At 74.8% G+C, this 25,756-nt stretch carries 11 protein-coding genes; 6 read left to right on the top strand and 5 right to left on the bottom strand.

What is annotated here, in order from left to right:
* The first annotated feature begins 148 nt into the window (after positions 1 to 148).
* Together ACWFQ8_RS21730 and ACWFQ8_RS21725 are read left to right on the top strand one after the other, a co-directional pair.
* Positions 149 to 13,939 (top strand): type I polyketide synthase, encoded by a 13,791-nt coding sequence (locus ACWFQ8_RS21730; RefSeq protein WP_453787898.1) that lies wholly within the window; start codon positions 149 to 151, stop codon positions 13,937 to 13,939.
* A 158-nt stretch (positions 13,940 to 14,097) separates the two neighbouring features.
* Positions 14,098 to 14,880: a thioesterase II family protein gene (locus ACWFQ8_RS21725; protein ID WP_453787897.1), complete on the top strand. Its 783-nt coding sequence runs from the start codon at positions 14,098 to 14,100 to the stop codon at positions 14,878 to 14,880.
* Positions 14,881 to 14,951: 71 nt separating this feature from the next.
* Here the strand turns inward: ACWFQ8_RS21725 and ACWFQ8_RS21720 are convergent, their stop codons facing one another.
* Positions 14,952 to 15,572 (bottom strand): L-threonylcarbamoyladenylate synthase, encoded by a 621-nt coding sequence (locus tag ACWFQ8_RS21720; RefSeq protein ID WP_453787896.1) that lies wholly within the window; start codon positions 15,570 to 15,572, stop codon positions 14,952 to 14,954.
* Between the two features lie 259 nt (positions 15,573 to 15,831).
* Here ACWFQ8_RS21720 and ACWFQ8_RS21715 point away from each other — a divergent pair, with 259 nt between their 5' ends.
* Both ACWFQ8_RS21715 and fusA read left to right on the top strand, forming a co-directional pair.
* On the top strand, positions 15,832 to 17,238 hold the full coding sequence (locus tag ACWFQ8_RS21715; RefSeq protein ID WP_453787895.1) for an Ig-like domain-containing protein: 1,407 nt from the start codon (positions 15,832 to 15,834) through the stop codon (positions 17,236 to 17,238).
* 542 nt (positions 17,239 to 17,780) lie between these two features.
* Positions 17,781 to 19,835: an elongation factor G gene (fusA, locus tag ACWFQ8_RS21710; RefSeq protein ID WP_453787926.1), complete on the top strand. Its 2,055-nt coding sequence runs from the start codon at positions 17,781 to 17,783 to the stop codon at positions 19,833 to 19,835.
* Positions 19,836 to 19,900: 65 nt separating this feature from the next.
* Here the strand turns inward: fusA and ACWFQ8_RS21705 are convergent, their stop codons facing one another.
* Genes ACWFQ8_RS21705 through ACWFQ8_RS21695 form a run of 3 tightly spaced genes read right to left on the bottom strand, consistent with a single transcriptional unit; the run spans position 19,901 to position 21,557 of the window.
* Complete coding sequence (locus ACWFQ8_RS21705; protein WP_453787894.1) at positions 19,901 to 20,647, bottom strand: metallophosphoesterase family protein; 747 nt, start codon at positions 20,645 to 20,647, stop codon at positions 19,901 to 19,903.
* Complete coding sequence (locus tag ACWFQ8_RS21700) at positions 20,644 to 20,898, bottom strand: hypothetical protein (RefSeq protein WP_453787893.1); 255 nt, start codon at positions 20,896 to 20,898, stop codon at positions 20,644 to 20,646. The genes ACWFQ8_RS21705 and ACWFQ8_RS21700 overlap by 4 nt, the downstream gene beginning before the upstream one ends.
* Positions 20,895 to 21,557, bottom strand: a complete 663-nt coding sequence (locus tag ACWFQ8_RS21695) for a nucleotidyltransferase family protein (protein WP_453787892.1) — start codon at positions 21,555 to 21,557, stop codon at positions 20,895 to 20,897. The genes ACWFQ8_RS21700 and ACWFQ8_RS21695 overlap by 4 nt, the downstream gene beginning before the upstream one ends.
* Before the next feature lie 457 nt (positions 21,558 to 22,014).
* On the opposite strand from ACWFQ8_RS21695, the gene ACWFQ8_RS21690 reads away from it, so the two are divergent.
* Together ACWFQ8_RS21690 and ACWFQ8_RS21685 are read left to right on the top strand one after the other, a co-directional pair.
* Complete coding sequence (locus tag ACWFQ8_RS21690; RefSeq protein WP_453787891.1) at positions 22,015 to 24,459, top strand: SpoIIE family protein phosphatase; 2,445 nt, start codon at positions 22,015 to 22,017, stop codon at positions 24,457 to 24,459.
* Between the two features lie 133 nt (positions 24,460 to 24,592).
* A complete protein-coding gene (locus ACWFQ8_RS21685; RefSeq protein ID WP_453787890.1) occupies positions 24,593 to 24,940 on the top strand; it encodes an SH3 domain-containing protein in 348 nt (115 codons plus the stop codon).
* 73 nt (positions 24,941 to 25,013) lie between these two features.
* On the opposite strand, the gene ACWFQ8_RS21680 is transcribed toward ACWFQ8_RS21685, so the two are convergent.
* Entirely contained in the window at positions 25,014 to 25,589 is a 576-nt protein-coding gene (locus ACWFQ8_RS21680) for a hypothetical protein (protein ID WP_453787889.1), read from the bottom strand.
* Positions 25,590 to 25,756 lie beyond the last annotated feature (167 nt).

Below are 25,756 nucleotides of genomic sequence, written 5' to 3'. Positions count from 1 at the left end.
GGTGGTTACCTCGCAATTACCTTTCGGTGGCGCGGGCGGAAGGACCTCCGTATAGCTTCGCCCTGGCAAGGATGGGCGGGGTCTGCAAGACGCGGAGAGGCAGTCTTGGACCGGTGCGATACGCGGTAGGAAAGGGCATCCGGAAGTGATGAAGAGCGAGCACGACAGCGACGCAGGGACCACCGGCACCTCCGGGAACGGGATCGAACCCATCGCCGTCGTGGGTATGTCGTGCCGGCTGCCGGGCGGAGCCGGCCTCGACCGGTTCTGGGACCTGCTGGCCCGCGGCGAGAGCGCCATCACCCCCGTACCCGAGGGACGTTGGGGCGAGAACGGCGCCGAGCTCGGAGCGGGACGGGGCGGCTTCCTCGACGGCGTCGACACGTTCGACGCCCCGTTCTTCGGGATCTCGCCCCGGGAAGCCGCCGCGATGGACCCGCAGCAGCGCCTCGTCCTCGAACTCGCCTGGGAGGCCCTGGAGGACGCCGGGATCGTCCCCGCCACCCTGCGCGGCAGCAGGACCTCGGTCTTCGTCGGCACCCTGCGCGACGACTACACCAACCTGCTGTACCTGCACGGCGCGGAAGCCGTCACCCAGCACACCATGACGGGCGTCAACCGGGGTGTCATAGCCAACCGCGTCTCCTACTACCTGGGTCTCCACGGTCCGAGCATGACCGTGGACGCAGCCCAGTCCTCCTCCCTCGTAGCGGTCCATCTGGCCTGCGAGAGCCTGCGCGGCGACGAGGCCGGTACGGCCATCGCCGCAGGTGTGAACCTCAACCTGCTCGCCGAGAACGTGGTGACCGAGTCACGCTTCGGCGCGCTCTCGCCCGACGGCACCACCTACACCTTCGACGCCCGCGCCAACGGCTTCGTGCCCGGCGAGGGCAGCGGCGTGGTCGTGCTCAAGCCGCTGCGCGCCGCCCTGGCGGACGGCGACCGCGTCTACGGTGTCATCCGGGGCAGCGCGGTCAACAACGACGGCGCCACCGACGGCCTCACCGTGCCCAGCGCGACGGCCCAGGAGGCCGTACTGCGCGAGGCGTACGAGCGGGCCGGCGTGGCCCTCGGCGACGTCCAGTACGTCGAACTGCACGGCACCGGAACCCCCGTGGGCGATCCCATCGAGGCCGCCGCGCTCGGTGCGGCCCTCGGCACCCGCCGCGCGGGTACCGAGCCGCTGCGCGTCGGCTCCGTCAAGACCAACATCGGGCACCTGGAAGGCGCGGCGGGCATCGCGGGGCTCATCAAGACCCTGCTGAGCATCCACCGGCGCCGGCTGCCCGCCACGCTCAACCACGAGACCCCCAACCCCCGCATCCCGCTGGCCGACCTGGGGCTGCGGGTGCAGACGGAACTGACCGGCTGGCCGGACGAGAGCCGTCCGCTGGTGGCGGGCGTCAGCTCGTTCGGCATGGGCGGCACCAACTGCCACGTCGTCCTCTCCGAGGCACCGGCCCGCGAGCCTGCCGACGCGCCCACGCCCCCCGCGACGGCGCCCGGTGCGACCGCTCCTGCTACACCCGGGTCCGCCGCGCCCGCCGCGCCCGCTGCGACCGCGTCCGCCGCGCAGGACGCGGCGGCGTTGATCCCGTGGATCGTCTCCGGACGCGACGAGGCCGCGCTGCGCGCACAGGCCGCCCGGCTGCGCGACTTCGCCGCCGCCCGCCCCGGGCAGGCGCCCGAGGACACCGGCCGCGCCCTGATCGCCGCGCGCACCCTGTTCGCCGAGCGGGGAGTGGTCCTGGCCGCCGACGGGCAGGGCCTCCTCGACGGGCTGGCCGCCCTCGCCGCCGGCGCCTCCGCGCCGGGCGTCGTCAGCGGCGCCGCGCAGCCGGGCGGCACCGCCTTCCTGTTCACCGGGCAGGGCGCGCAGCGCACCGGCATGGGCCGTGAACTGTACGAGGCGTTCCCGGTGTACGCCGCGGCCTTCGACGAGGTCGCCGCCCACCTCGATCCGCTGCTCGACCGCCCGCTCGCCGACGTCATCGCCGACGGGGCCGGACTCGACGACACCGGCTTCACCCAGCCCGCGCTGTTCGCGGTGGAGGTGGCCGCCTTCCGCCTCGTCGAGTCCTGGGGAGTGCGCCCCGACGCACTCGCCGGACACTCGATCGGCGAGCTCGCCGCCGCGTACGTCGCCGGGGTGTTCTCCCTCGCCGACGCCGCGAAGCTGGTGGCCGCCCGGGCCCGGCTGATGCAGTCCCTGCCCGCGGGCGGCGCGATGATCGCCGTACAGGCCGCGGAGGAGGAGGTGCTGCCGCTGCTGGCCGGCCGCGAGGGCGCCCTGGCCCTGGCCGCCGTCAACGGCCCGCGCTCCCTCGTGCTCTCCGGTGACGAGACCGCCGCCGTCGGGGTCGCCGACGAGCTCGCCGAACGGGGTCGCAAGACCAAGCGCCTCACGGTCAGCCACGCCTTCCACTCCCCGCACATGGACGCGATGCTGGAGGAGTTCCACGCCGTCGCGGCCACGCTCACCTACGCGGAACCGCACCTCCCCCTCGTCTCGACCGTCACCGGCGAGGCCGTCGGAGCCGGGCAGCTCACCTCGCCGCAGTACTGGGCCGACCAGGTCCGCCGCCCGGTGCGCTTCCTCGACGCCGTGCGCGCCCTGGAGGCCGCCGGCATCGCCACCTTCCTGGAACTCGGCCCCGACGGCGTGCTGTCGTCGCTGGCCGCCGAATGCGTCCTGGACTCCGGATCGACCGCCGCCGTACCCCTGCTGCGCGCCGACCGGCCCGAGGCGCGGTCCGCGCTGACCGCGCTGGCCACGGTGTTCACGCGCGGCGCCGCGGCCGACTGGGCCGCGGTGTACGGAGACCGGGGCGCCGCGCGCCGTGCCGAGCTGCCGACGTACGCCTTCCAGCGCGAGCGGTACTGGTTCGACGGTGTCCGCAAGGCCGCCGCCCCGCTGCCGCCGCCCACCGCCGGGGCGCCGGCGGCGGGAGCGGCCGCCGAAACGGCCGCGCCGCGGGGCGAACTCGGACAGCGTCTGGCCGCCCTGCCCGACGCGGAGCGCTCGCGCGCCGTCGAGGAACTGCTGCACGGGCACATCGCCACCGTCCTGGAGTACGAGCCCGGCCGCCGGATCCCCGCGCGGACCCCGTTCAAGGACCTCGGCTTCAGCTCGCTGATGGTCACCGAACTGCGGAGCGCCCTCGCCCGCGCCACCGGCCTGCACCTGCCCAGCGGTCTGCTCTTCGACCACCCGACGCCGCACGCGCTCGCCGCCTTCCTGGAGGGCGAGCTGCTCGGCGCCGCCGCCCTGGCGCAGGAGGCCCCCGTACGGGCCGACACGGACGGCGAACCGATCGCGATCGTCGCCATGGCCTGCCGCTACCCGGGCGGCGTCAATTCCCCCGAGGACCTGTGGCGACTCGTCGCGGCGGGCGGCGACGCCATCGGCGAGTTCCCCGACAACCGCGGCTGGCCCGAGGACCTGTACGACACCGACCCCGACCGGCCCGGCCACAGCGCCGTGCGGCACGGCGGATTCCTCCACGAGGCCGGCGAGTTCGACGCCGCGTTCTTCGGGATATCCCCGCGCGAGGCCCTCGCCATGGACCCGCAGCAGCGCCTGCTGCTGGAGACGGCGTGGGAGGCCGTGGAGCGGGCGGGCATCGACGCCCGGACCCTGCGCGGCAGCCGCACCGGTGTCTTCGTCGGCGGCACGGCCCTGGAGTACGGGCCGCGCATGGACGAGGCCCCCGAGTCCGTCCAGGGCGGCGTGCTGACCGGCACCACCACCAGCGTGCTCTCCGGCCGCATCGCCTACCAGCTCGGACTGGTCGGACCGGCCGTCACCGCCGACACGGCCTGCTCCTCCTCGCTCGTCGCGCTGCACCTGGCGATCCGCTCGCTGCGCTCGGGCGAGACCAACCTCGCCCTGGCGGGCGGTGCGACCGTGATGTCCTCGCCCGGCATGTTCGTCGAGTTCTCCCGCCAGCGCGGCCTGGCCCCCGACGGCCGGTGCAAGCCGTTCGCGGAGGGCGCCGACGGCACCGGCTGGGCCGAGGGGGTCGGCCTGCTCATGATCGAGCGGCTGTCCGACGCCCTGCGGAGCGGCCACCCCGTCCTCGGCGTGATCCGCGGCTCCGCCATCAACCAGGACGGCGCGAGCAACGGTCTCACCGCCCCGAACGGCGGGTCCCAGCGGCGTGTGATCGCCGAGGCCCTCGCCGACGCCGGTCTGAGCCCCGCCGAGGTCGACGCCGTCGAGGCGCACGGCACCGGCACCCGGCTCGGCGACCCGATCGAGGCCGAGGCCCTGATGGCCACCTACGGCGCGGGCCGCGCCGAAGGCGACCCGCTGTTCCTCGGATCGCTCAAGTCCAACATCGGCCACACCCAGGCCGCCGCGGGCGTGGGCGGCATCATCAAGATGGTCGAGGCCATGCGCCACGGCGTCCTGCCCAGGACCCTGCACGTGGACGAGCCGACCCGGCACGTCGACTGGTCGCGGGGCTCGGTCGCGCTGCTGACGGAGGAACGGGCCTGGCCCGCGGGCGAGCGGCCGCGCCGCGCCGGCGTCTCCTCCTTCGGCATCAGCGGCACCAACGCGCACGTCGTCATCGAAGAGGCCCCGGCGCCCGAGCCGGCCCCGGCACAGGCCGCCGGTCCCGCCCCGGTGGCGGCCTCCGTACCCGCACCGTTCGTCCTCAGCGCCCGGGACGAGAAGGCGCTGCGCGCCCGCGCCGCCGACCTGGCCGGGTACGTACGGGAGCCGGCCGCCGACCTCGCGGCCATCGGGTTCTCCCTGGCCACCACCCGGACCGCCTTCGAACACCGCGCGGTGGTCCTCGGGACGGAGCCGGACGGCGTCCTGGCCGGGCTCACGGCGCTCGCCGAAGGCTCCGACGCCCCGCAGGTGCACCTCGGGTCGGCCGCCTCGGCGGGCCGCACCGCTTTCCTGTTCACCGGCCAGGGCGCACAGCGCCCCGGCATGGGCCGCGAACTGTACGCGGCGCACCCGGTGTTCGCCGCGGCGCTCGACGAGGTCTTCGCGGCCTTCGACGGGCTGCTGGAAGTACCGCTGCGCGAGGTCGTGTTCGCCACGACGGCGGACGGCTCCGCGAACGGGGACGACGACGGCGCCGACACCGCCGCCGACGCGGGCCGCGCGGGCCTGCTCGACCTCACCTCGTACACCCAGCCCGCCCTCTTCGCCGTCGAGGTCGCGCTCTTCCGGCTGCTGGAGCACCACGGGGTCACCCCAGACGTCCTCGCCGGGCACTCCATCGGCGAGCTGGCCGCCGCGCACGTCGCGGACGTACTGTCCCTGGCGGACGCCGCCCGCCTGGTCGCGGCCCGGGGCCGGCTCATGCAGTCCGCCCCCGCCGGCGGCGCGATGATCGCCGTCGAGGGCTCCGAGGCCGAGATCGCGGCCTCCCTCGCCGGCCACGAGTCCGAGGTGTCCATCGCCGCCGTCAACTCCACGTCCTCCGTGGTGATCTCCGGGGACGAGGCCGCCGTGACCCGGATCGCCCGGCAGTGGAGCGACGCGGGCCGCCGCACCCGCAGGCTCACCGTCAGCCACGCCTTCCACTCCCCGCACATGGACGGCATCCTCGACGAGTTCCGCGCGATCGCGGACGCCCTGGAACTGCGGGCCCCGCGCATCCCGATCCTGTCCACGGTGACCGGCGAGCCCGCCACCACCGAGCAGCTCACCTCCCCCGACTACTGGACCCGCCAGATCCGCGAGGCCGTCCGCTTCGCCGACGCCACCCGGCAGCTCGCCGCCCAGGGCGTCACCGTCTTCGTCGAGGTCGGCCCCGACGCCGTACTGACCGCCCTGACCCGCCGCACCCTGGAAGAGCACACCGGGGTCACGGCTGTGGCGCTGCTGCGCTCCGGCCGCTCCGAGACGGACACCTTCAGCGCCGCGCTCGCCCAGGCGTACGCCCACGGCGCGCCGCTGGACGCCGCCTCCTTCCACCCGGGAGCCACGCGTACCGCACTGCCCGTCTACCCCTTCCAGCACCGGCACTTCTGGCTGAACCCGGCGCAGCGCACCGACGCCCGCAGCCTCGGCCTCGACGCCGCCGAACACCCGCTGCTGACCGCCGCCGTCGAGTTCGCCGAGCGCGAGGACGCGCTGTTCACCAGCCGCATCTCGCGCTCCGCGCAGCCCTGGCTGGGCGACCACACCATCCTGGGGACCGTGCTGGCACCGGCCACCGCCTTCCTGGAGCTCGCCGCCGCGGCCGGCGGCCACGTCGGAGCCCCGCACGTGGAGGACCTGACGCTGGAGGCGCCACTGCCGCTCCCGCACCGCGACCCCGTACGGGTCCAGGTCGCGCTCGGCGCCCCGGACGCCGCCGGAACGCGCCCGTTCACGATCCACGCGCGCCCCGACGGCGACGACCGCTCGCTGCCCTGGACCCGGCACGCCACCGGAGTCCTCACCCCGGCGCCGTCGGAGCCGGCCTCCGACGCCGACCTCGCCCAGTGGCCGCCGGCCGACGCCGAGCCCGAAGCACTCGACGAGGTCTACACGCGCCTGGCCGCCCTGGGCTACGAGTACGGGCCCGCCTTCCAGGGGCTGCGCGGCGTGTGGCGGCGCGGCGCCGACCTCTTCGCCGAGGTGCGCCTGCCCGAGGCGCTGACCGAGAGCGCCGGGCGGTACGGGCTCCACCCGGCGCTCCTGGACGCCGTACTGCACCCGCTGGTGCTGGACGCGGCGGACGACGCCGACAGCATCCGGCTGCCGTTCAGCTGGAGCGGCGTGAGCGTGTACGCCACCGGCGCCTCCGAACTCCGCGTCCGGATCTCGCCGGTCGGCGCCGGATCCGCGGCCCTCACCCTCGCCGACGGCACCGGCGCCCCCGTGGCCTCGGTGGAGGCCCTCGCGCTGCGCGCCGTGCCCAAGGAGCGCCTCACCGCGCCGACCGGTGGCGCCGAGGGGCTGTTCACCGTGGAATGGCCGGTCCTGCCCGCGCCCGCCCCCGACGCCTCGCTCACCTGGACCGAGGTCGAGGGCTCCCTCGCCGACACCGGGACGGCGGACGTCGTGGTCGTACGCGTCGGCCCGGCGCCGGCGGGCGACGGAGACCCGCACCCGGCCGCCCGCCAGGTCCTGGAGCTCGTACAGGAGTGGCTGGCCGACGAGCGGTTCGCCGCGTCGCGGCTCGCCCTGGTCACCCGGGGCGCCATCGGCGTCCGGCCCGCTGACCCCGTGGACCTGGCCACGGCCGCCGTCTGGGGGCTGATCCGCTCCACCCAGTCCGAACACCCCGGACGCGTGGTGCTCGTCGACACCGACACCGACATCCGCACCGCCCTCGGTGCTGACACCGAATCCCCGCTGGCCGCCGCCCTCGCCACGGACGAGCCGCAGCTCGCCGTACGCGACGGCAAGGTCCACGCGCCCCGGCTCACCCGCACCGCGCGGACGGGACAGCCCCGCGCTCCCCGCTTCGACGCCGACGGCACGGTCCTGATCACGGGCGGCACCGGCGGCCTCGGCGCCCTCTTCGCCCGCCACCTGGTCGCCGACCACGGAGTGCGGCACCTGCTGCTCGCCTCCCGGCGCGGCGCGCAGGCCCCCGGCGCAGCCGAGCTGACGGCCGAACTGGCCGCGCTCGGCGCCGAGGTCACGGTCGCCGCCGCCGACGTGGGCGACCGGGAGCAGGTCGCCGCGCTGCTGGCGGCCGTACCCGCGGCGCACCCGCTGACCGCCGTCGTGCACACCGCCGGCGTGCTCCAGGACGCGACCGTCCGGTCGCTGACCGGGGACGGGCTCGACGCGGTGCTCCGCCCCAAGGCGGACGCCGCCCGACACCTGCACGACCTGACCCGGGACCTGGACCTGTCGGCCTTCGTGCTGTTCTCCTCGGTGTCCGGCATCACCGGCACCGCCGGACAGGCCAACTACGCCGCCGCCAATACCTACCTGGACGCGCTGGCACACCACCGGGCGGCCCTCGGACTCCCCGCCACCTCCCTGGCCTGGGGCCTGTGGGACGCCACGCAGGGCATGGGCGCCGGCCTCACGGAGGCCCACCTGGCGCACTGGGCGCGGGGCGGAGTGTCACCGCTCACCCCCGAGCACGGACTCGCCCTGTTCGACGCGGCCCTCGCCGGCGACGAGCCGCTGCTGGTCCCCGTGGCCCTGGACCCGTCCCGCCTCGCGGCCGGCGACGCCCCCGTCCCGGCCCTCTACCGAGGACTGGTGCGCGCCCGCCCGCGCCGCGCGGCCCAGGCGGGCACCGGCGCCGCCGGATCGGAGTCGGCCTGGGCCCGGCAGATCGCCGAACTGCCCGAGGCTCGGCGCAAGGACACCGCCTTGACGCTGGTCCGCGCCACCGTCGCCGCCGTCCTCGGACACTCCGGCGCCGAGGCCGTCGACCCGTCCCGCGCCTTCAACGACATCGGCTTCGACTCCATGGCCGGCGTGGACCTGCGCAACCGCCTCGGCACGGCCACCGGCCTGCGGTTGCCCGCCACCGTCGTCTTCGACCACCCGACCCCGGCCGCGCTCGCGGCGTACCTGCTCACCAAAGCCGCCCCGGGCGAGGCACCCCGGGCCCGTACGAACCGGAGCGGGAGCCGGGCCGACGAACCGATCGCGATCGTCGGCATGGCCTGCCGCTTCCCCGGTGGCGTCTCCTCGCCCGCGGACCTGTGGCGGCTGGTCGCCGACGGCGTGGACGCGGTCAGCGAGTTCCCCACCAACCGGGGCTGGGACCTGGAGAAGCTGTACGACCCCGACCCGTCCCGGATCGGCACCTCCTACACCCGCCACGGCGGCTTCCTGCACGACGCGGACCTCTTCGACCGCGAGCTCTTCGGCATGTCGCCGCGCGAGGCGACCGCCACCGACCCGCAGCAGCGCCTGCTGCTGGAGACGGCGTGGGAGACATTCGAGAGCGCGGGCATCGACCCGACGACGCTGCGCGGCAGCGACACCGGCGTGTTCACGGGCGCCATGTACGACGACTACGCGTCCCGACTCCACACCACCCCGGCCGAGTTCGAGGGCTTCCTGCTCGCGGGGAACCTGTCCAGCGTGCTGTCCGGACGGCTCTCCTACACCTACGGGCTCGAAGGCCCCGCCGTCACCGTCGACACGGCCTGCTCCTCCTCCCTCGTCGCGATGCACCTGGCCGCGAACGCGCTGCGGTCGGGGGAGTGCGAACTGGCCCTCGCGGGCGGCGTCACCGTCATGAACAGCCCACACACCTTCGTGGAGTTCTCCCGCCAGCGGGGACTTTCGGAGGACGGCCGCTGCCGGTCCTTCTCGGCGGACGCCGGCGGCACCGGCTGGGCCGAAGGCGTCGGCCTGCTCCTCGTCGAGCGGCTCTCCGACGCCCGGCGCAACGGGCACAAGGTGCTCGCGGTGATCCGCGGCTCGGCCGTGAACCAGGACGGCGCGAGCAACGGCCTGACCGCCCCCAACGGCCCCTCCCAGGAGCGGGTGATCCGCCAGGCGCTCGCCAACGCCGGTCTGGGCACCGCGGACGTGGACGCGGTCGAGGCGCACGGCACGGGCACGACGCTCGGCGACCCGATCGAGGCCCAGGCACTGCTCGCCACCTACGGCCAGGACCGGCCCGAGGGACGGCCGCTGTACCTGGGATCGCTGAAATCCAACATCGGCCACTCCCAGGCCGCCGCGGGAGTCGGCGGCGTCATCAAGATGGTCGAGGCGCTGCGCCGAGGCACGCTGCCCAAGACCCTGCACGCCGAGGAGCCGTCCTCGCACATCGACTGGGACTCCGGCGCGCTGTCCCTCCTGACCGAGACCCGCGACTGGCCCGACACGGACCGCCCGCGCCGGGCCGGAGTCTCCTCCTTCGGCATCAGCGGCACCAACGCCCACGTGATCATCGAGCAGGCACCCCCGGCCCCCGCCCCCGCCCCTGCCGCGGCCGTCGACGCCGCCGGTTCCGACGACGGCGCCACCCTGCCCTGGATCATCACGGGCAAGGACGAGAAGGCCGTACGGGCCCAGGCCGCGGCCCTGCTCACGTTCGTCGAGGCCGACCCCCGGCTGTCCGCCGCCGACATCGGCCACACACTGGCCACCGGCCGCGCCCGGCTCGACCAGGGCGCCGCGGTCCTCGGCCGGGACCGCGAGTCCCTGCTGCGCGGACTGACGGCCCTCGCCGGCTCGGCGGTCGGCGAGAACGTCCCCGGCGTGGTCACCAGCCGCACCACCCGGCCCGGCAAGACGGCGTTCCTGTTCACCGGACAGGGCAGCCAGCGCCTCGGCATGGGGCGCGAGCTCTACGCCACGCACCCCGTCTTCGCCACCGCGCTCGACGAGGTCTGCGCCCACCTCGACGCCGAACTGGCCCGCCCCCTCAAGGACGTCCTGTTCGCCCCGGAGGCCTCCGCCGACGCCGCGCTCATCGACCAGACGGCCTTCACCCAGGCCGCGCTGTTCTCCGTCGAAGTCGCACTCTTCCGCCTCTTCGAGCACTACGGCTACCGCCCCGACTACCTCCTCGGCCACTCCATCGGCGAGGTCACGGCGGCCTACGTCGCCGGGGTCCTCGACCTCGCCGACGCGTGCGTGCTCGTCGCCGGGCGCGGCCGCCTGATGCAGTCCGCCCCCGAGGGCGGCTCCATGGCCGCGATCGGGGCCACCGAGGAGGAGGTCCGCGCCTCCCTGGCCCCGTACGGGGAGCACCGCGTCGCCGTCGCCGGGGTCAACGGCCCCCGCGCCGTGGTGATCTCCGGCGACGAGGACGTCGTCGACGAGATCACCGGGACCTGGCGCGCCCAGGGCGTCCGCACCAAGCGCCTCCCGGTCTCGCACGCCTTCCACTCCCCGCACATGGACGAGGTGCTCGACGAGTTCCGCGCCCTGGCCTCGGAGCTGACCTTCCGCGCGCCGCGCATCCCGGTCGTCTCCAACGTGACCGGCACGCTCGCCACCGACGAGCAGCTCACCTCGCCCGACTACTGGGTCCGCCACATCCGCGAGGCCGTCCGCTTCCACGACGGCGTCCGCCACCTGGAGGCGGAGGGCGTCACCGAGTACGTGGAGCTCGGTCCGGACGGCGTCCTGACCGCCCTGGCCCAGAACTGCCTGGCCCAGGAGGCAGGCCTGCTCACCCCGGCGCTGCGGCGCGGCCGGTCCGAGTCCGAGACCGTCGCGGGAGCGCTGGCCCTGCTCGCGCTGCGCGGCGGCACCCCCGACTGGAACGCGATGTTCCGCGGAGCCCGGCGGATCGACCTGCCCACGTACTCCTTCCAGCACGAGCGCTACTGGCTGGACGCCGTCGAGGCGCCGCTGGACGCGGAGGGCCTCGGCCTGACCGCGGCCGGGCACCCGCTGCTCGGCGCGGCCGTGGGCCTCGCCGACCGCGACACGCACGTCTTCACCGGCCTGCTCTCGCTGCGCACGCACCCCTGGCTGGCGGAACACGCCGTGCACGGGACCGTGCTGCTGCCCGGCACGGGCCTGGTGGAACTCGCCGGCAGGGCCGGTGAACAGCTCGGCGCCCCCACCGTGGCGGAACTGCTGCTCTCCGCGCCGCTCGTGCTGCCCGAGCGCGGTGGCGTACGGGTCCAGGTGGTCGTCGGCGAGGCCGACGCCGGCGGCGGCCGGCCGGTGGAGGTGTACTCGCGGCCCGACGGCGAGGACACCGACCTGCCCTGGGTGCTGAACGCGGGCGGCCTGCTCGCCCCGGTCCCGGCGGAACCGGCCGAGCCGCTCACGGTCTGGCCCCCCGCGGGAGTCACCGAGGTGTCGCTGGACGGAGCGTACGACCGGCTGGAGGAGCTGGGCTTCGCCTACGGGCCCGCCTTCCGCGGCCTGCGACGGGCCTGGCGGGGCGACGGGGAGGTGTTCGCCGAGGTCGTACTGCCCGAGGAGCAGCGGATCGAGGCGGGCCGGTTCCTGCTCCACCCGGCGCTGCTCGACGCGGCCCTGCACACCCTGCTCCCCGGCGTGGTCGAGGAGACCGGTCGAGCCCGGCTGCCGTTCGCCTGGTCGGGCGTGAGCGTCCACGCGGTGGGCGCGAGCACGCTGCGGGTCCGCCTCGCGGTGACCGAGCAGGGCGCCGACACCCTGGAGGCGTCCCTCACGGTCGCGGACGGTACCGGCGCCCCGGTGGCCACCGTCGCGGCGCTGTCGCTGCGGCCCCTGTCGAAGGAGGCGCTGCGCGCCGCCGCCGCACCGGCCGGCCCGGACGGGCTGTTCGCGCTCAGGTGGACCCCGCTCCCCGAGACCGACGCGACGGCGACGGACACCCCGGCCACGGTGCTGGAGGTACGCTCCGCCGGCCCCGGCACGGACGGGACCGCGGGCGCGGACGCGCGCGACCTCGTCCGGCAGACACTGCGTTCGGTGCAGGAGTGGCTGGCGGACGAGGCGCACGAGGACGGCGTACTGGTCGTCCTGACGCGCGGCGCCCTCGCGGTGGCCGGGGAGCCGGTGGCGGATCTGGCCGCCTCGGGCGTATGGGGTCTGCTGCGCACGGCGCAGACGGAGAACCCGGGTCGGATCGTCCTCGCGGACGTCGACGCCGAGGTCACCACGGACCGGGTCCTCGCCCAGGGCGAGCCGCAACTGGCGCTGCGCGACGGCCGGTTCCTCGTACCGCGGTTCACCCGGTCCGCTCCGCCGGAGCAGCCGGGAGGGGTGGACTGGAGCGCGGGCACGGTGCTGATCACCGGAGCCTCCGGCACCCTGGGCGGCGTGCTGGCCCGTCATCTGGCCGTGGAGCACGGCGCCCGGGACCTCCTGCTGGTGTCGCGCCGCGGTGCCGGGGCGCCGGGCGCGGACGAACTGGCCGCGGAGCTGGAGTCCCTCGGGGCACGGGTCGCCTTCGCCGCGTGCGACGTGACCGACCGGCAGGCGCTGGCGGACGTGGTGGCGGCGGTGCCCTCCGACCGGCCGCTGACGGCCGTGGTGCACACGGCCGGCGTGCTGGACGACACGGTGCTGACGGACCTGACGCCGGAGCGGCTGGACGCGGTACTCAAGCCGAAGGTCGACGCCGCGTGGAACCTGCACGAGCTGACCCGCGACCTCGATCTGACGGCCTTCGTCCTCTACTCGTCGGTCGCCGGCCTCATCGGCAACGCGGGTCAGGCCAACTACGCCGCGGGCAACACCTACCTGGACGCGCTGGCGCAGCACCGAGCGGCCCTGGGGCTGCCCGCCACCTCGCTGGCCTGGGGCCTGTGGAACCAGACCAGCGCCATCAGCGGCGAACTCGACGCCACCGACCTGCGCCGACTGGCCCGCATCGGACTGCTCCCGCTCGAATCGGGCGAGGCGATGCGGCTGTTCGACACGGCGACGTCCGGCAGCGAGCCCGTACTCGCCGTCACCCGGCTGGATGTCGCGGCCCTGCGCGCCAACGCCGAGGCCCTGCCCCCGGTCCTGCGCGGCCTGGCCCCGGCCGTGCGTCGCCGTACCGCGGCGGCCTCCGCCGGCGCCCAGGACGCGGCCGGTCCCTCGCTGGCGCAGCGGCTCGGCGCCCTGACGGCCGCGGAGAGGGAGCGGGCGCTGGTCGACCTCGTACGGGGTCAGGTGGCCGGGGTGCTGGGCCACTCGGACCCCGGCGCGGTCAAGGCAGACCGGGCCTTCCAGGAACTCGGCTTCGACTCGCTGACCGCGGTCGAGCTGCGCAACCAGCTGGGCAAGGCGACCGGCCTGCGCCTGCCGACCACCCTCGTCTTCGACCACCCGAGCCCGGCCGCCCTCGCGGCGCACCTCGGCCGGCAGATCAAGGTCGAGGAGGTCTCGCCCGCGGACCCGGTCGTCGCCGAGTTGAACCGCCTCAGGGCGGCGGTCCGGGAGGCCGCCGGCGACCCGGCCGGCTACGACCGCATCGCCGACGAGCTGCGGGAGCTGCTCGGCATCGCCGACACGGCGGGCGGCAGGACCACCTCCGCGGCCGAGGCCGACGAGGACGCCGACCTGGACTCCGCGAGCGACGAGGAGCTGTTCGCCCTCATCAACGAACTGGACTGACCGACCCGGGAAGGGCCTCGGCCGCCGTCCCCGGCCGAGGCCTCCCGGCTCCGGCAGCGGCGGCCGGCCTCCGACACCGACATCCGACCGATCCACGCAGTGAAGCGGCCGTCGCGCGCCCGAACCGGGCGCGCGTCGGCCGCCGGAAGGGAACCCACATGGCATGGCTGAGGCGGTTCGACCGCACCGAAGGCGGCGGACCCCGGCTGATCTGCTTCCCGCACGCCGGAGGCGCGGCCAGCGCGTACCTCCAGATGTCCCGCGCCCTGACCCCCGCCGTCGAGGTCCACGCGGTGCAGTACCCCGGGCGGCAGGACCGCCGTCTGGAGCCGCCGCTCACCTCGATCCCCGCGCTCGCGACCGCGCTCGCGGACACCCTGGTGGACGAACTCGCCCTCGCGCCGGCCGGCGGCCCCGACGGCGGCCCGGCCGACGAGCGCCCGTACGCCTTCTTCGGCCACAGCATGGGCGCGGCCGTCGCGTACGAGACGACCCGGTTGCTGGCCGCCCGCGGCGCCCGGCCGCCGGAGCGGCTGTTCCTGTCCGCGCGCGGGGCGCCCACTCCCGAGCCCCGGCCCGGCGACCGGCTCCGCGGCGACGCGGAACTGATCGCGGGGATCCGCCGGCTCGGCGGCACGGGAAGCGGCGTACTGGACGATCCTGAGGTGCTGGAGATCGTGCTGCCCGCGCTGCGCGGGGACTACGAGGCCCTCGGGGCGTACTCCTGGCAGCAGGGCCCGCCCCTGGACGTTCCCTTCACGGTGCTCGTCGGCACCGCTGACCCGGTGGTCCCGGTGGACGACGCCCGCGGCTGGCTCGGCCATTCGACGCGGCCGGGCGAGTTCCTGACCTTCGAGGGCGGGCACTTCTATCTGGACGGACACCTGCCGGCCGTGACCGGGGCGATCCGCTCCGCCCTGCGGGTGCCCTCGGACGCCTGAGCGCGGGGAGCACGGGCCGCCGCCGAAAGGAGCCCGGGCCGCCACCGCGGGGCGGCGGCCCGGTGCGCGGACTACTCGAACCGCGAGGTGTCGCCCGCCCCCCGGCGTACGATCTCGGCCTCACCGCCGGAGAAGTCGATGACGGTCGTCGGGCTCGTCCCGCAGTCGCCCGAGTCGACGACGGCGTCCACCTGGTGGTCGAGCCGTTCCTTGATCTCCCAGCCCTGGGTCATCGGCTCCTCCTCGTCGGGCAGGAGCAGGGTGCTGGAGAGCAGCGGCTCTCCGAGCTCGGCGAGCAGTGCCTGGGTGACGACGTGGTCGGGGATGCGCACGCCGACCGTCTTCTTCTTCGGGTGCAGCAGCTGGCGCGGCACCTCCGACGTCGCGGGCAGGATGAAGGTGTACGCACCGGGCGTCGCCGCCTTGATCGCGCGGAACACGTTGTTGTCGAGCTGTACGAACTGACCCAGCTGCGCGAAGTTCTGGCACACCAGGGTGAAGTGGTGCCGGTCGTCCAAGTTGCGGATGGACCGGATCCGGTTGAGGCCGTCGCGGTTGCCGAGCTGGCATCCCAGCGCGAAACACGAGTCCGTCGGGTACGCGATGAGCGCACCGGAGCGGACACTGTCCGCAACATTGCTGATCGTGCGCTGTTGAGGATTCTCAGGGTGCACGTCGAAGTACTTCGCCATCCGCCGAGACTACGTGATCCGCTTCCTCGTCTCAGCCGAACCGGACGGCGGGGATCCGGGCGGGAGGCGGCGCGGGGCGTGCTCCGTCAGGGTTCTCTTGCGAGGTCCATTCGGCCCCAACGCCGAGTTCATGATCATAATTTTGGCTCCCGATCGTTTTGATGCTGCCATCCGGCGGTGCGAGATCTGGGAGGGCTGCGTGACTGAGTCACGGACGCGAAGGACGCGACGGACGCGAACGGGCAGGACGTGGGGGGTGGTGGCCGCGGCGACGGGCGCCCTGCTCGTCGTCGCGGCGGCGCCGGGACGCACCCCCGAAGCACAGGTCTCCCAACGGGCCTTCGCGAAGGCGGCCCGGCAGGCGCCCGTCACCCTGCTGGTCGGCCGGGTCCTGGAAGAGGGCCGGGGTACGACCGGGGAGCGCTGCGCCGCGCACACCCTGCGGCCCGGCCTGTGCGAGGGCTGGCGCGAGCAACGGGTCCTGGCCACCGTCCGGGGCACGGGCTCCCTCCTGCGCGAACCGCGGCCCGCCACCTCGGCGCGCGCCGCCCGCACCGACACCCTGCCCACCGACGCCGGCGGCCCGCTGGAGATCGCCCTCGCGGACGCGGGCCGCCTCACGGACGTGACCGCCCTCGACGGGCACGGCCGCCACCTGGCCGGCGAACTGGACGCGCGCAACGGGCGCTGGCTCAACTCCGAGCCGCTGCGGGCGGGGGAGAGCTACACCGTGCAGGTCGGCGCCCTGAACGCGGCCGGTACGCCCGTGGGCGCCACCATGGCCTTCCGGACCGCCCCGCCGGCACCGGGAGAGAAGCTGACGGTCGCGTTCGGCCCCCGACCCGGAACGTACGGCGCCGGACAGATCGTCACCGCCGCCCTCAGCCACCCCGTCCCCGCCGCCGACCGGGCGGCGCGCGCCCGGCTGGAACAGGCCCTCCAGGTGACCTCCGAGCCCCGCGTCGAGGGCGCCTGGCACTGGGTGGACGACTCGACCCTGCACTTCCGCCCGCGCACCTACTGGCCCGCCCGCACGCAGGTCCGCGTACGCAGCGGACTCGACGGCATCGAATTCGCCGACCGGGAGTACGGGGGCCCCTCCGAGGAACTCCGGTTCACCATCGGGGAGCGCATCGAGGCCGTCACCGACTCCGCCACCCACCGGATGACCGTGCGGCGCAACGGACGGGTCATCAGGACGATCCCCGTCACCACCGGCAAGGCCGGCTTCCGGACCCGCTCCGGCATCAAGGTCGTCCTGCGCAAGGAGACCGAGGTCCGGATGCGCGGGGACAGCGTCGGCATCGAGCGCGGCACCAAGGAGTTCTACGACCTGGCCGTCCGCTACGCCACCCGGGTGACCTGGAGCGGCGAGTACATCCACGCCGCACCCTGGTCGGTCGCGGCGCAGGGCGAGGAGAACGTCAGCCACGGCTGTACGGGCATGAGCACCGAGGACGCGGCCTGGTTCTTCGGGACGGTGAGGGAGGGCGACATCGTCGAGGTGGTCAACAGCGGCGGGGAACCGATGGATCCGTTCGGCAACGGCATCGGCGACTGGAACGTCGACTGGCGGACGTGGCTGGCCGGCAGCGCCCTGACCGAGACCGGCGACCGGCCGCAGGAGGCGCCGCTGCCGGCGTCCCGGCTGCACCCGATCGCCTGAGGCCGTACGGGACCGGCCCCGTCGAGGAACCCGGCCCGTACGGGACCGGCCCCGGCGGGCCCGGTTCCGGCCCCGGCCCCGGAGAAACAAATCCCGTGCCGTGCCCCGCCCCGCTCCCTACACTCGTGATCACGCGCCGCCACGAAGGCCGCGCACCGTCCGACGAGTCGAGGGGAGTCCGGCCATGCGTGTCCACACCGCCGCCGTCGCTCCCCGCTCCCGGTACGACGTGATCCTGGTGTCCTCGGGCGCCCGGTGCCGGCTGCGCGGCCGCCGCCGGACCCCGTGACGAACACCTGACCCGAGGACCCGACCCGGACCCTCCCCGCGCCGCCGAGCGCCGGCGAACGCCGTCGCCCTCCGGTATCTGACGCCGGACCAGGGACAGCCCTGTCTCCCGGCAGGCCGCTTCGCCACGCCATCGCGCCGCCCCCTTCCTGTCCCGAGCATCTGAAAGGCCCCGGGCCGTGCGTACTCACCACACCCCCTCGACACACCAGGCACCTCACTCCGCCCCCGGCGCCCCCGGCGCCACCGCGCCGCTGGGCGCCGTCCGCAACCTCGGCATCCTCGCCCACGTCGACGCGGGCAAGACCACCGTCACCGAACGGATCCTGTACGCCACCGGCACCACCCACAAGCGCGGCGAGGTCCACGACGGCACCACCGTCACCGACTTCGACCCCCAGGAGCGCGACCGCGGGATCACCATCTTCGCGGCAGCCGTGAGCTGCACGTGGGACGGCCACCGGATCAACCTCATCGACACCCCCGGCCACGTCGACTTCGCCGACGAGGTCGAGCGCTCGCTCCGGGTCCTCGACGGCGCGATCGCCGTCTTCGACGCCGTCGCCGGAGTGGAGCCGCAGAGCGAGTCGGTCTGGCGCCAGGCCGACCGGCACGGCGTACCCAGGATCGCGTTCGTCAACAAGCTGGACCGGGCCGGCGCCGACCTCGACACGGCCGTCGCCTCCCTCCGCGAGCGGCTGCACACCACCCCGCTCGTCGTCCAGCTGCCGATCGGCCGGGAGGACGGCTTCACGGGCGTGGTGGACCTGCTGCGCATGCGCGCCCTCGTGTGGGGCCCGGGCCCCGATCCGTACGAGGAGGGCCCGGTCCCCGACGCCCTGCGCCCCGAGGCGGAGCGCCGTCGCCGGCTCCTTGAGGAGGCGGTGGCGGAGCTGCACCCGGTCGCGCTGGAGGAGTTCTGCGCCACCTCGGCGCTCTCCTGCGAGACCCTGGCGGCGGCCCTGCGCGAGCTGACCGCGCGGGGCGAGGGCGTCGTGGTGCTGTGCGGATCGGCCTACCGCAACCGGGGCATCGAGCCGCTGTTGGAGGCCGCCGTCGCCTACCTGCCCTCGCCCCTGGACGTGCCGCCCGTACGGGGCACCCACGGCGGCGGCACGCAGGAGCGGGCCGCCGACCCGAAGGCGCCGTTCGCGGGCCTGGTGTTCAAGGTGAGCTCCACGGCCACGGGCCGCCTCGGCTACGTACGCGTGTACTCGGGAACGATCAGGAAGGGGGACACCGTGCTCGACGCGGGAGCGCGCCGCACCGAACGGATCGGCCGCATCCTGCGGGTGCAGGCCGACCGGCACGAGGACGTGGACCTGGCACGGGCCGGGGACATCGTGGCCGTGATCGGGCTGAAGTCGGCCCGCCCGGGCGCCACGCTGTGCACCCCCGGGGCGCCGCTCGTCCTCGAACCGCCCACCGCGGCCGAACCGGTCGTCTCGGTCGCGGTCGAGGCCGGGCGCGGCCTGGACACCGACCGGCTCGCGACGGCCCTGGCGCGGCTCGTGGAGGAGGACCCCTCGCTGGCGGTGCGGACCGACCGGGAGACCGGCCAGACCCTGCTCTCGGGCATGGGGGAACTGCACCTGGAGGTGGCGGTGGAGAAGGTCCGCCGCGCCCAGGGAATGGAGATCGCGGTGGGACGCCCCCAGGTGTCGTACCGCGAGACCGTCGCCCGCGGCGTACGGGGACTGCTGTACCGGCACGTCAAACAGGACGGCGGCGCCGGCCAGTTCGCCCATGTCGTCCTCGACGTGCAGCCGCTGGAGCCGGCTCCGGCCGGCGGGCCCGCCGACGGCGGGGAACGGGAGGAGTTCGTGTTCCGCTCGGCCGTCACCGGCGGCCGGGTGCCGCAGGAGTACGTCCGGGCGGTCGAGGCCGGCTGCCGGGACGCCCTGGCGGAGGGCCCGCTCGGGGGGTACCCGGTGACCGGGGTGAGCGTCACGCTCACCGACGGCGCCACCCATCCGAAGGACTCCTCCGAGATGGCGTTCCGCACCGCCGGCCGCCTCGCCCTGCGCGAGGCCCTGCGCGGCAGCGCGATGACACTGCTGGAACCGGTGGCCGAGGTCACGGCCACCGTGCCCGGCGACGCCGTCGGCGCGGTCATCGGCGATCTCGCGGCGCGGCGCGGCCGGATCTCCGGGCAGTCCGCCCGGGCCGGTACCGCGGTGATCACCGCGACCGTGCCGCTGGCCGAGCTGTTCGGCTACGCGTCGCGGCTGCGCGGCCGCACGCAGGGCCGGGGCACGTTCACGACCCGGCCCACCGGCTACGCCCCCGCCCCGGGGGCCGACCGGTAGGAGCGGTACGGGGTGCGGTCCCGCCGGCGCGGCGGGGCCGCACCCCGCCGCGCCGCCACGGCCGGTCAGCCGGCCCGGGGGCGTTCGCCGGCCGGCGTGAGGTGGTAGACGGCGAAGGCCCGGTCGATGACCGGCATCGCCACGTTGCGCACGCGCACCCCGCCCGCGGTCATCCCGTGCTCCGTGCCGAGGTGCGCGTGCCCGTGCACGGCGAGGTCCGCCCCCTCCTCGTCCATCGCCTCGGCGAGGAGGTAGCTGCCGAGGAACGGGTAGATCTCCGGAGGCTCCCCGGCCAGGGTGTCCGGTACCGGCGAGAAGTGCGTCAGCGCGACGCGCACGTCGCTGCCCCGGTCGGCCAGCTCCCGCAGGGCCCGGCCCAGGCCCTGGGCACAGGTGCGGGTGTAGCGGATGAACGCCTTCATCTCCGGCTCGCCGAACTCGCTGCCGCTGCGCCCGACGAAGCCCCCGCAGAACCCCTTCGTCCCCGCGACGCCCACGCGCGTGCCCCGTACGTCGAGGACCACCGAGGTCCCCTCCAGGACGTGGACGCCGTGCGCCGTGAGCTCCCGGGCCACGGCGTCCTGCTGGTCGCTCTGGTAGTCGTGGTTGCCGAGGACCGCGACGACGGGGACGGGCAGTCCGGCGACCTCGCCGGCCACCACGCGCGCCTCCTCGGCGGTGCCGTGGCGGGTCAGGTCGCCCGCCAGCAGGAGAAGGTCAGCGCTGTCGGCGAGGGTGTCGAAGGCGGGCCGCAGGGTGCCGTGTCCGTCCGGTCCGAGGTGGATGTCCCCGACCGCGGCGACGCGGATCACGGCAGCTCCTCCGACCGGTCGGGCGGACTGGACTGGCTCACCGTCAGATCCTCCTGCCACTCGATGCCCTCCAGTTCCTCCGCCGCGATGCGCAGGACGGCGGCCCGGCACGAAGCGCTGGTGACGCTGCCCCGCAGCACGGCGTGCGAGCCGTGGGTGTCGATCTGTACCCCGAGTTCGGAGATGTCCTCCCGGGCGAGGCGGTCGAGCAGGTGCGCGATGCGGTACTCGATGAGCTCGGCCGAGGTCATGGCGACTCCTGCGTACGGCCCGTGCGGTCGATGACCCTGAGGCGATCGAGAAGGTAGAGGAAGGCGTCCGACAGCGGACTCGCACGGTGGTCCCGTTCGAGTCGCTCCCAGTCGATCTGCTCGCGCAGCATGCGCGCCATCGGCAGCAGGTCGCCGTAGTCGCAGTAGTGCTCGCAGAGCGCGGCGAGGCGGCTGTCCATGAGGTCGGTGGGGGACAGGACGGGCATCCACACCGAGTCCACGGCCTTGACCCCGGCCCGCGCCAGCAGCTCCGTACTGACGGGGCGGCGGGCGAGTTCGAAGATCAGGTCGATCTCCTCGCCGCCCGCGCGTCCCTTCACCAGCCAGTCCTCGGGGGCGCGCCGCATCTCGATGCCCCCGGCCTCCAGCGCTTCCACCACCGCGTCGGCGTCCTCGGGGCGGACGCAGAAGTCGGTGTCGTGCTGGAAGCGGGCCGGCAGCCCGTGGGCGAAGGCCGCGACGCTGCCGGCGAGGGCGAACGGCCTCCCCGTCGCCTTGAGCAGTGCGGCCACCCGCTTGGTGGTCTCCAGGATGGCCTGGGTGTGGTCGATCGGCAGCGGCCCGTGCCCGTCGCGGACCGGGTTGCCCACTGCCTCGGACGGCATGAGACCCGTGGGCAGAACGGTGTCGGTGTTCACCGGGTGCCTCCCTCCCTTCGGCGAGGGCTCGTAGGACGCCTCAGTCGGGGGGCTCCGCGATCACGGGCTCCTCGCTCGGCGGGGGCCGGTCGGGGCTCGCGGCGGCGGGTCCGCTCCGCGTCGGGCCGGTGCGCGCCGGTCCGCTCCGCACGGGCTGGTCCGGCGCCGGTTCGCCCATCGGATCGCGGGGCGTCGGACGGGGACCCGCAGGGGTGACCCCTGGACCCTCGGATCGCGGTTCGGTGGAAGTGGAAGTGGTGCTGGAAGTGGTACTGGACGTGGTCTTGGACGAGGTCCTGGTCATGGCGCGTCACCTGCGGATTCCTTCCCGTACGCGTCCTCGGGGAGCACGGCTGAGGCTCGCTCGCACGCTGTGCGCATGCCCCCTCGCACCCGTCTCAAGCGGTACCTGTCCCATCTGGGCGCGCGCGGGGAACCGGCGTGCCATGCTCAAGGGATGAAGAGCGATCCGGTGCCTGCGGGTGAGAGCTCCGCACCCGAGGTGCTGGCGCTCGCCAAAGTGGTGGCCAGGCTGCGGTCCGAAGTCGCGGATCTTGAGGCCGTCGCCGGGACAACGGCCGTCGTCGAGCGGGCCAAGGGCGTGCTGATGGCCGTCGCGGGAGTCTGCGCCGACGCGGCGTACGACATCCTCCTCGCCCGGGCCGGCGAGCGGGGCCGCACCCTTCTGGAGGAGTGCTGGACCACCTTGGGGCAGGTGCCCACCAGCCCGCCGTCCGGGACCGGCCCGGTGTCCCCGCCGACCGCCCCGGGGGGCGCCGACGCGGACACGGGACCGGCCGCCGCGGCCTTCAGCGCCGGACGCTACCTGGTCGGCACCGAGGGTGACCCAGGGCTGCGCCCGCTCCTCGCCCGGCTCGCCGACGGCCTGGCCGCGGCCCGCGGCGGCGACGACGTCGCGGAACTGCTGCGGACCGCACTCGGCGGAGCGGCCGCCGTGGACGCGGTGATGATCTACTCGTTGGCCCCGGCCGGGAGCCTGGAGCTGGCCGGCCGCGCCGGCATCGACGACGCGCTGGCCGAGCAGTGGCGCCACATCCCCCCGCTCACCGGCGTCGCCGCCCTGGAGGCGATCGCCGCGGGCCGGGCCCTGTGGTTGGAGGACCCGGCCCAGGACGCGCGCCGCTACCTGCTCATCGGAGACCCGCCGGAGCGGTGGCCCTCGCGCGCCTGGATCCCCGTGACCGGCGAGGGACCGCCGCAGGCCGCCATCGGCTTCCTCCGGGCCCGGCCGGGCCCGTTCCCCGCCGACACGCGGGCGTTGCTGCGGCGGGCGGCCCGGCTGTGCGCGGGCCGGCTGGGGACCCCGGAGCGGCGCCGCGACCCCGAGGGAGAGGCGGCTCGGAGCGGGGCCGACGTGACCTCCGTCCAGCGGGTCCTGGACGCGCTGGCGGGGCCGGCGATCCTGCTCACCCCGCTGCGCTCGGCGGCGGGCGAGGTGGAGGACTACCGCATCGACGCGGCGGCGCCGGAGTCGGTGGACGTGGCCGGGCGGCGCGGCAAGGAGCTCGTGGGCCGCCGGGTCCTGGAGACGTACCCGACCGTGGCGGGCACCGCGCTGTGGGACGGGTACCTGGAGACCCTCGGCACGGGAACGGCCTACGAGGGCGAGCCCTTCGTCTACGAGGAGGTGGTCGCCGGAGTCCCGCGCGAGTCCGTCTACTCGGTCCGGGCGGCCAGGCTGGACGACCACCTGGTGGTGTCCTGGATCCGCCACGACACCAGCGAGCGGGAGGCCCGCCGGCTCGCGGACATGCAGCGCCTGGGCAACCTCGGCTGGGCCGGCTGGAACCTGGCGACGGACACCATCATCTGGTCCGAGCAGGTCTACGCCATCTTCGACCGCGACCCGCGCGAGGGCCCGATGACCCTGGAGGAACTCCCGCGGCACCTCGTGCCCGACGACCTCCCGCAACTGGGCGCGGCGGTCGAACGGCTGCTGGGCGAGGGGGAGGCCGTCGACCAGCCGTTCCGGATCATGACCGCACACGGTGTGCGGCACCTGCGGATCGTCGCCGAGGCCCAGACGGACGTCGACGGCACCCCCGTCGAGGTGCACGGCTTCTTCCAGGACCTCACCGCGCAGCGCGGCGCCGAGCTCGCCCTGCGCGAGAGCGAGCGCGCCGTCCTCCTCCAGCGCGGCATGCTCCAGGCCGAGCGCACGCTCGCCACCCGCCTCCAGGAAACCCTGCTGCCGAGCCCGGAGCAGTTCCTGGAGCTGGCCGGGCTGTCCATCGACGTCGCCTACGTCGCCGCCGACACCGGCATCAATGTAGGAGGCGACTGGTACAGCGCCGTCGAACTCCCGGATCGAGGCGCCCTGTTCGTCGTCGGTGACGTCGCCGGCCACGGCCTGGCGGCGGTCGGCACCATGGCGCAGCTCCGGTTCACCACCAAGGGCATGACCATCACCGGCTCGGCCCTGCCCGAGGTCCTGAGGCGGCTCAACAACCTCCTGCTGCACACCGCTTCGGACCCGTCGGCCACCGCCACCGCCACCATGGTCATGGGCCGATACCAGCCCTGGGACCGGCGTCTGGCCTGGGTACGGGCAGGACACCTGCCTCCCCTGCTGATCCGCGGCGACCGGGCGGAGTTCCTCGCACAGCCGCACGGCAGCATCCTCGGCGCCACCTACGACGCCTCCTACGCCCAGGCCGAGGTCGACCTGCTGCCCGGCGACCACCTGCTGCTCTACACCGACGGGCTCGTGGAAGAACCGGGCGAGGACATCGGCATCGGACTCGACCGGCTCGCCGTGACCGCCCTGCGGCTCGTCCGGGAGGGCCGCGGCGACACCCTCGCCCGGACGCTGGCCGCGCTGTGCCCGGGCAACCGCGACGACATCTGCGTCCTGGCCATCCACGTCCCGTACGAGTCCTGACGGGCGCAGGGCCGTCCGGGGGAACCGGGGCGTGTTCTCTGCGTTCCGCCGTCCGGGCGGTGGATAGTCGTTCGGTGGCCGGCGCCGCGGCGCGGCGCCGGCCGAGGGCCGAGCGATACGAGGAGTGGGATCCATGGTGAAGAAGGCGTTGCTGACGTACGCACTGGCGGCCGGCGTGGTCATCGGGCCGCTGGGCACGGCCGGCTGGGCCGCCGAAGGCCTCGGCCCGGCGGGAAGCGCGCCGGCGGTGATCCGTCCCGTCGGTGTGGTGGAGACCCGCGCGCCCCTGAACGTCCGCGAGAAGCCGACGGTGCACTCCGACGTCGTGAAGAAGCTGCACCCGAACGCCCGGGTGCTCCTCTCCTGCCAGCGGCGCGGGGGCTGGGTCGACGGCAATCCCGTGTGGTACCGGCTGCACGGGTCCAAGGGCTGGGTGTCCGCCCGCTACGTCCACGCCCTCCAGCCGGTCCGCCCCTGCTGAGGCCGCGGTTTGACCGCGTAGGCCGCCCCCCGGTCCGGGACCGGGGAGGCGACCGCGGCGGGGGTGTCCGGGCTCAGCGGAACAGCATGGACGCGTCCCCGGCCGGGGTGGCGACCGAGCCGGGACACAGGAAGCTGCCCGAGGTCTTGGCCGCGGTGAAGGCCCGGTTGACGTACTTGCGGCTCGTCGCGTCGCGGTCCCACACGACGCCCGTCGCCCGGTAGCGGCAGGAGATGAAACTCTGCCTGCCGGTGATGTCGATCAGATCGGTGCGCGCCGTGCCGGCGGCGTCGTCGAAGGTGAAGACCGGATTGTTGTTGAGGGTGGCGGCGATACCTCCGCCGCAGGCCAGATTGCCTCCCGGCGCGTTGATGGTGGTGCGGTCGACGGTGAGGGCGTTCGGCGGAAGGGCGCTGGTGCTCGCGCCGGTCCAGCTGCAGCTGTTGCCGGCGACCACGATCACGCCGTCGACCTTCTGGTCGGCGGCCGGGGCCCCGGAGCCGAGGGCCAGCGCGCTGCCGGTACCGGCGAGGGCCGCCGCGAGGGCGAGCGTCGCGATCCCGGCGAAGCGTGCGACGCGGGCCGCGGCGGCACTGTGGATGCGGGGGGAGTCGGGGGTGCCGTGCGTGCGGGGGGTGCTGTGCCTCATGATGCGCTCCTCCATGCCACGTACTGGTGGGGGTGGGCGAGGCGCTGGGCCTCACAGGGGGTGCGGAGTGCGTGCGGGGAGAGTCCCACAGCGGCCTTCAACTGTCAGGAGCCTGTCAGGCGCATGCCAAGAAATGGCTGGAAATACCGGTCGGTACGACAATGAGG

This window comes from Streptomyces sp. NPDC055254, from assembly GCF_053606025.1.
This window is presented reverse-complemented; position numbering and strand designations above follow the sequence as displayed.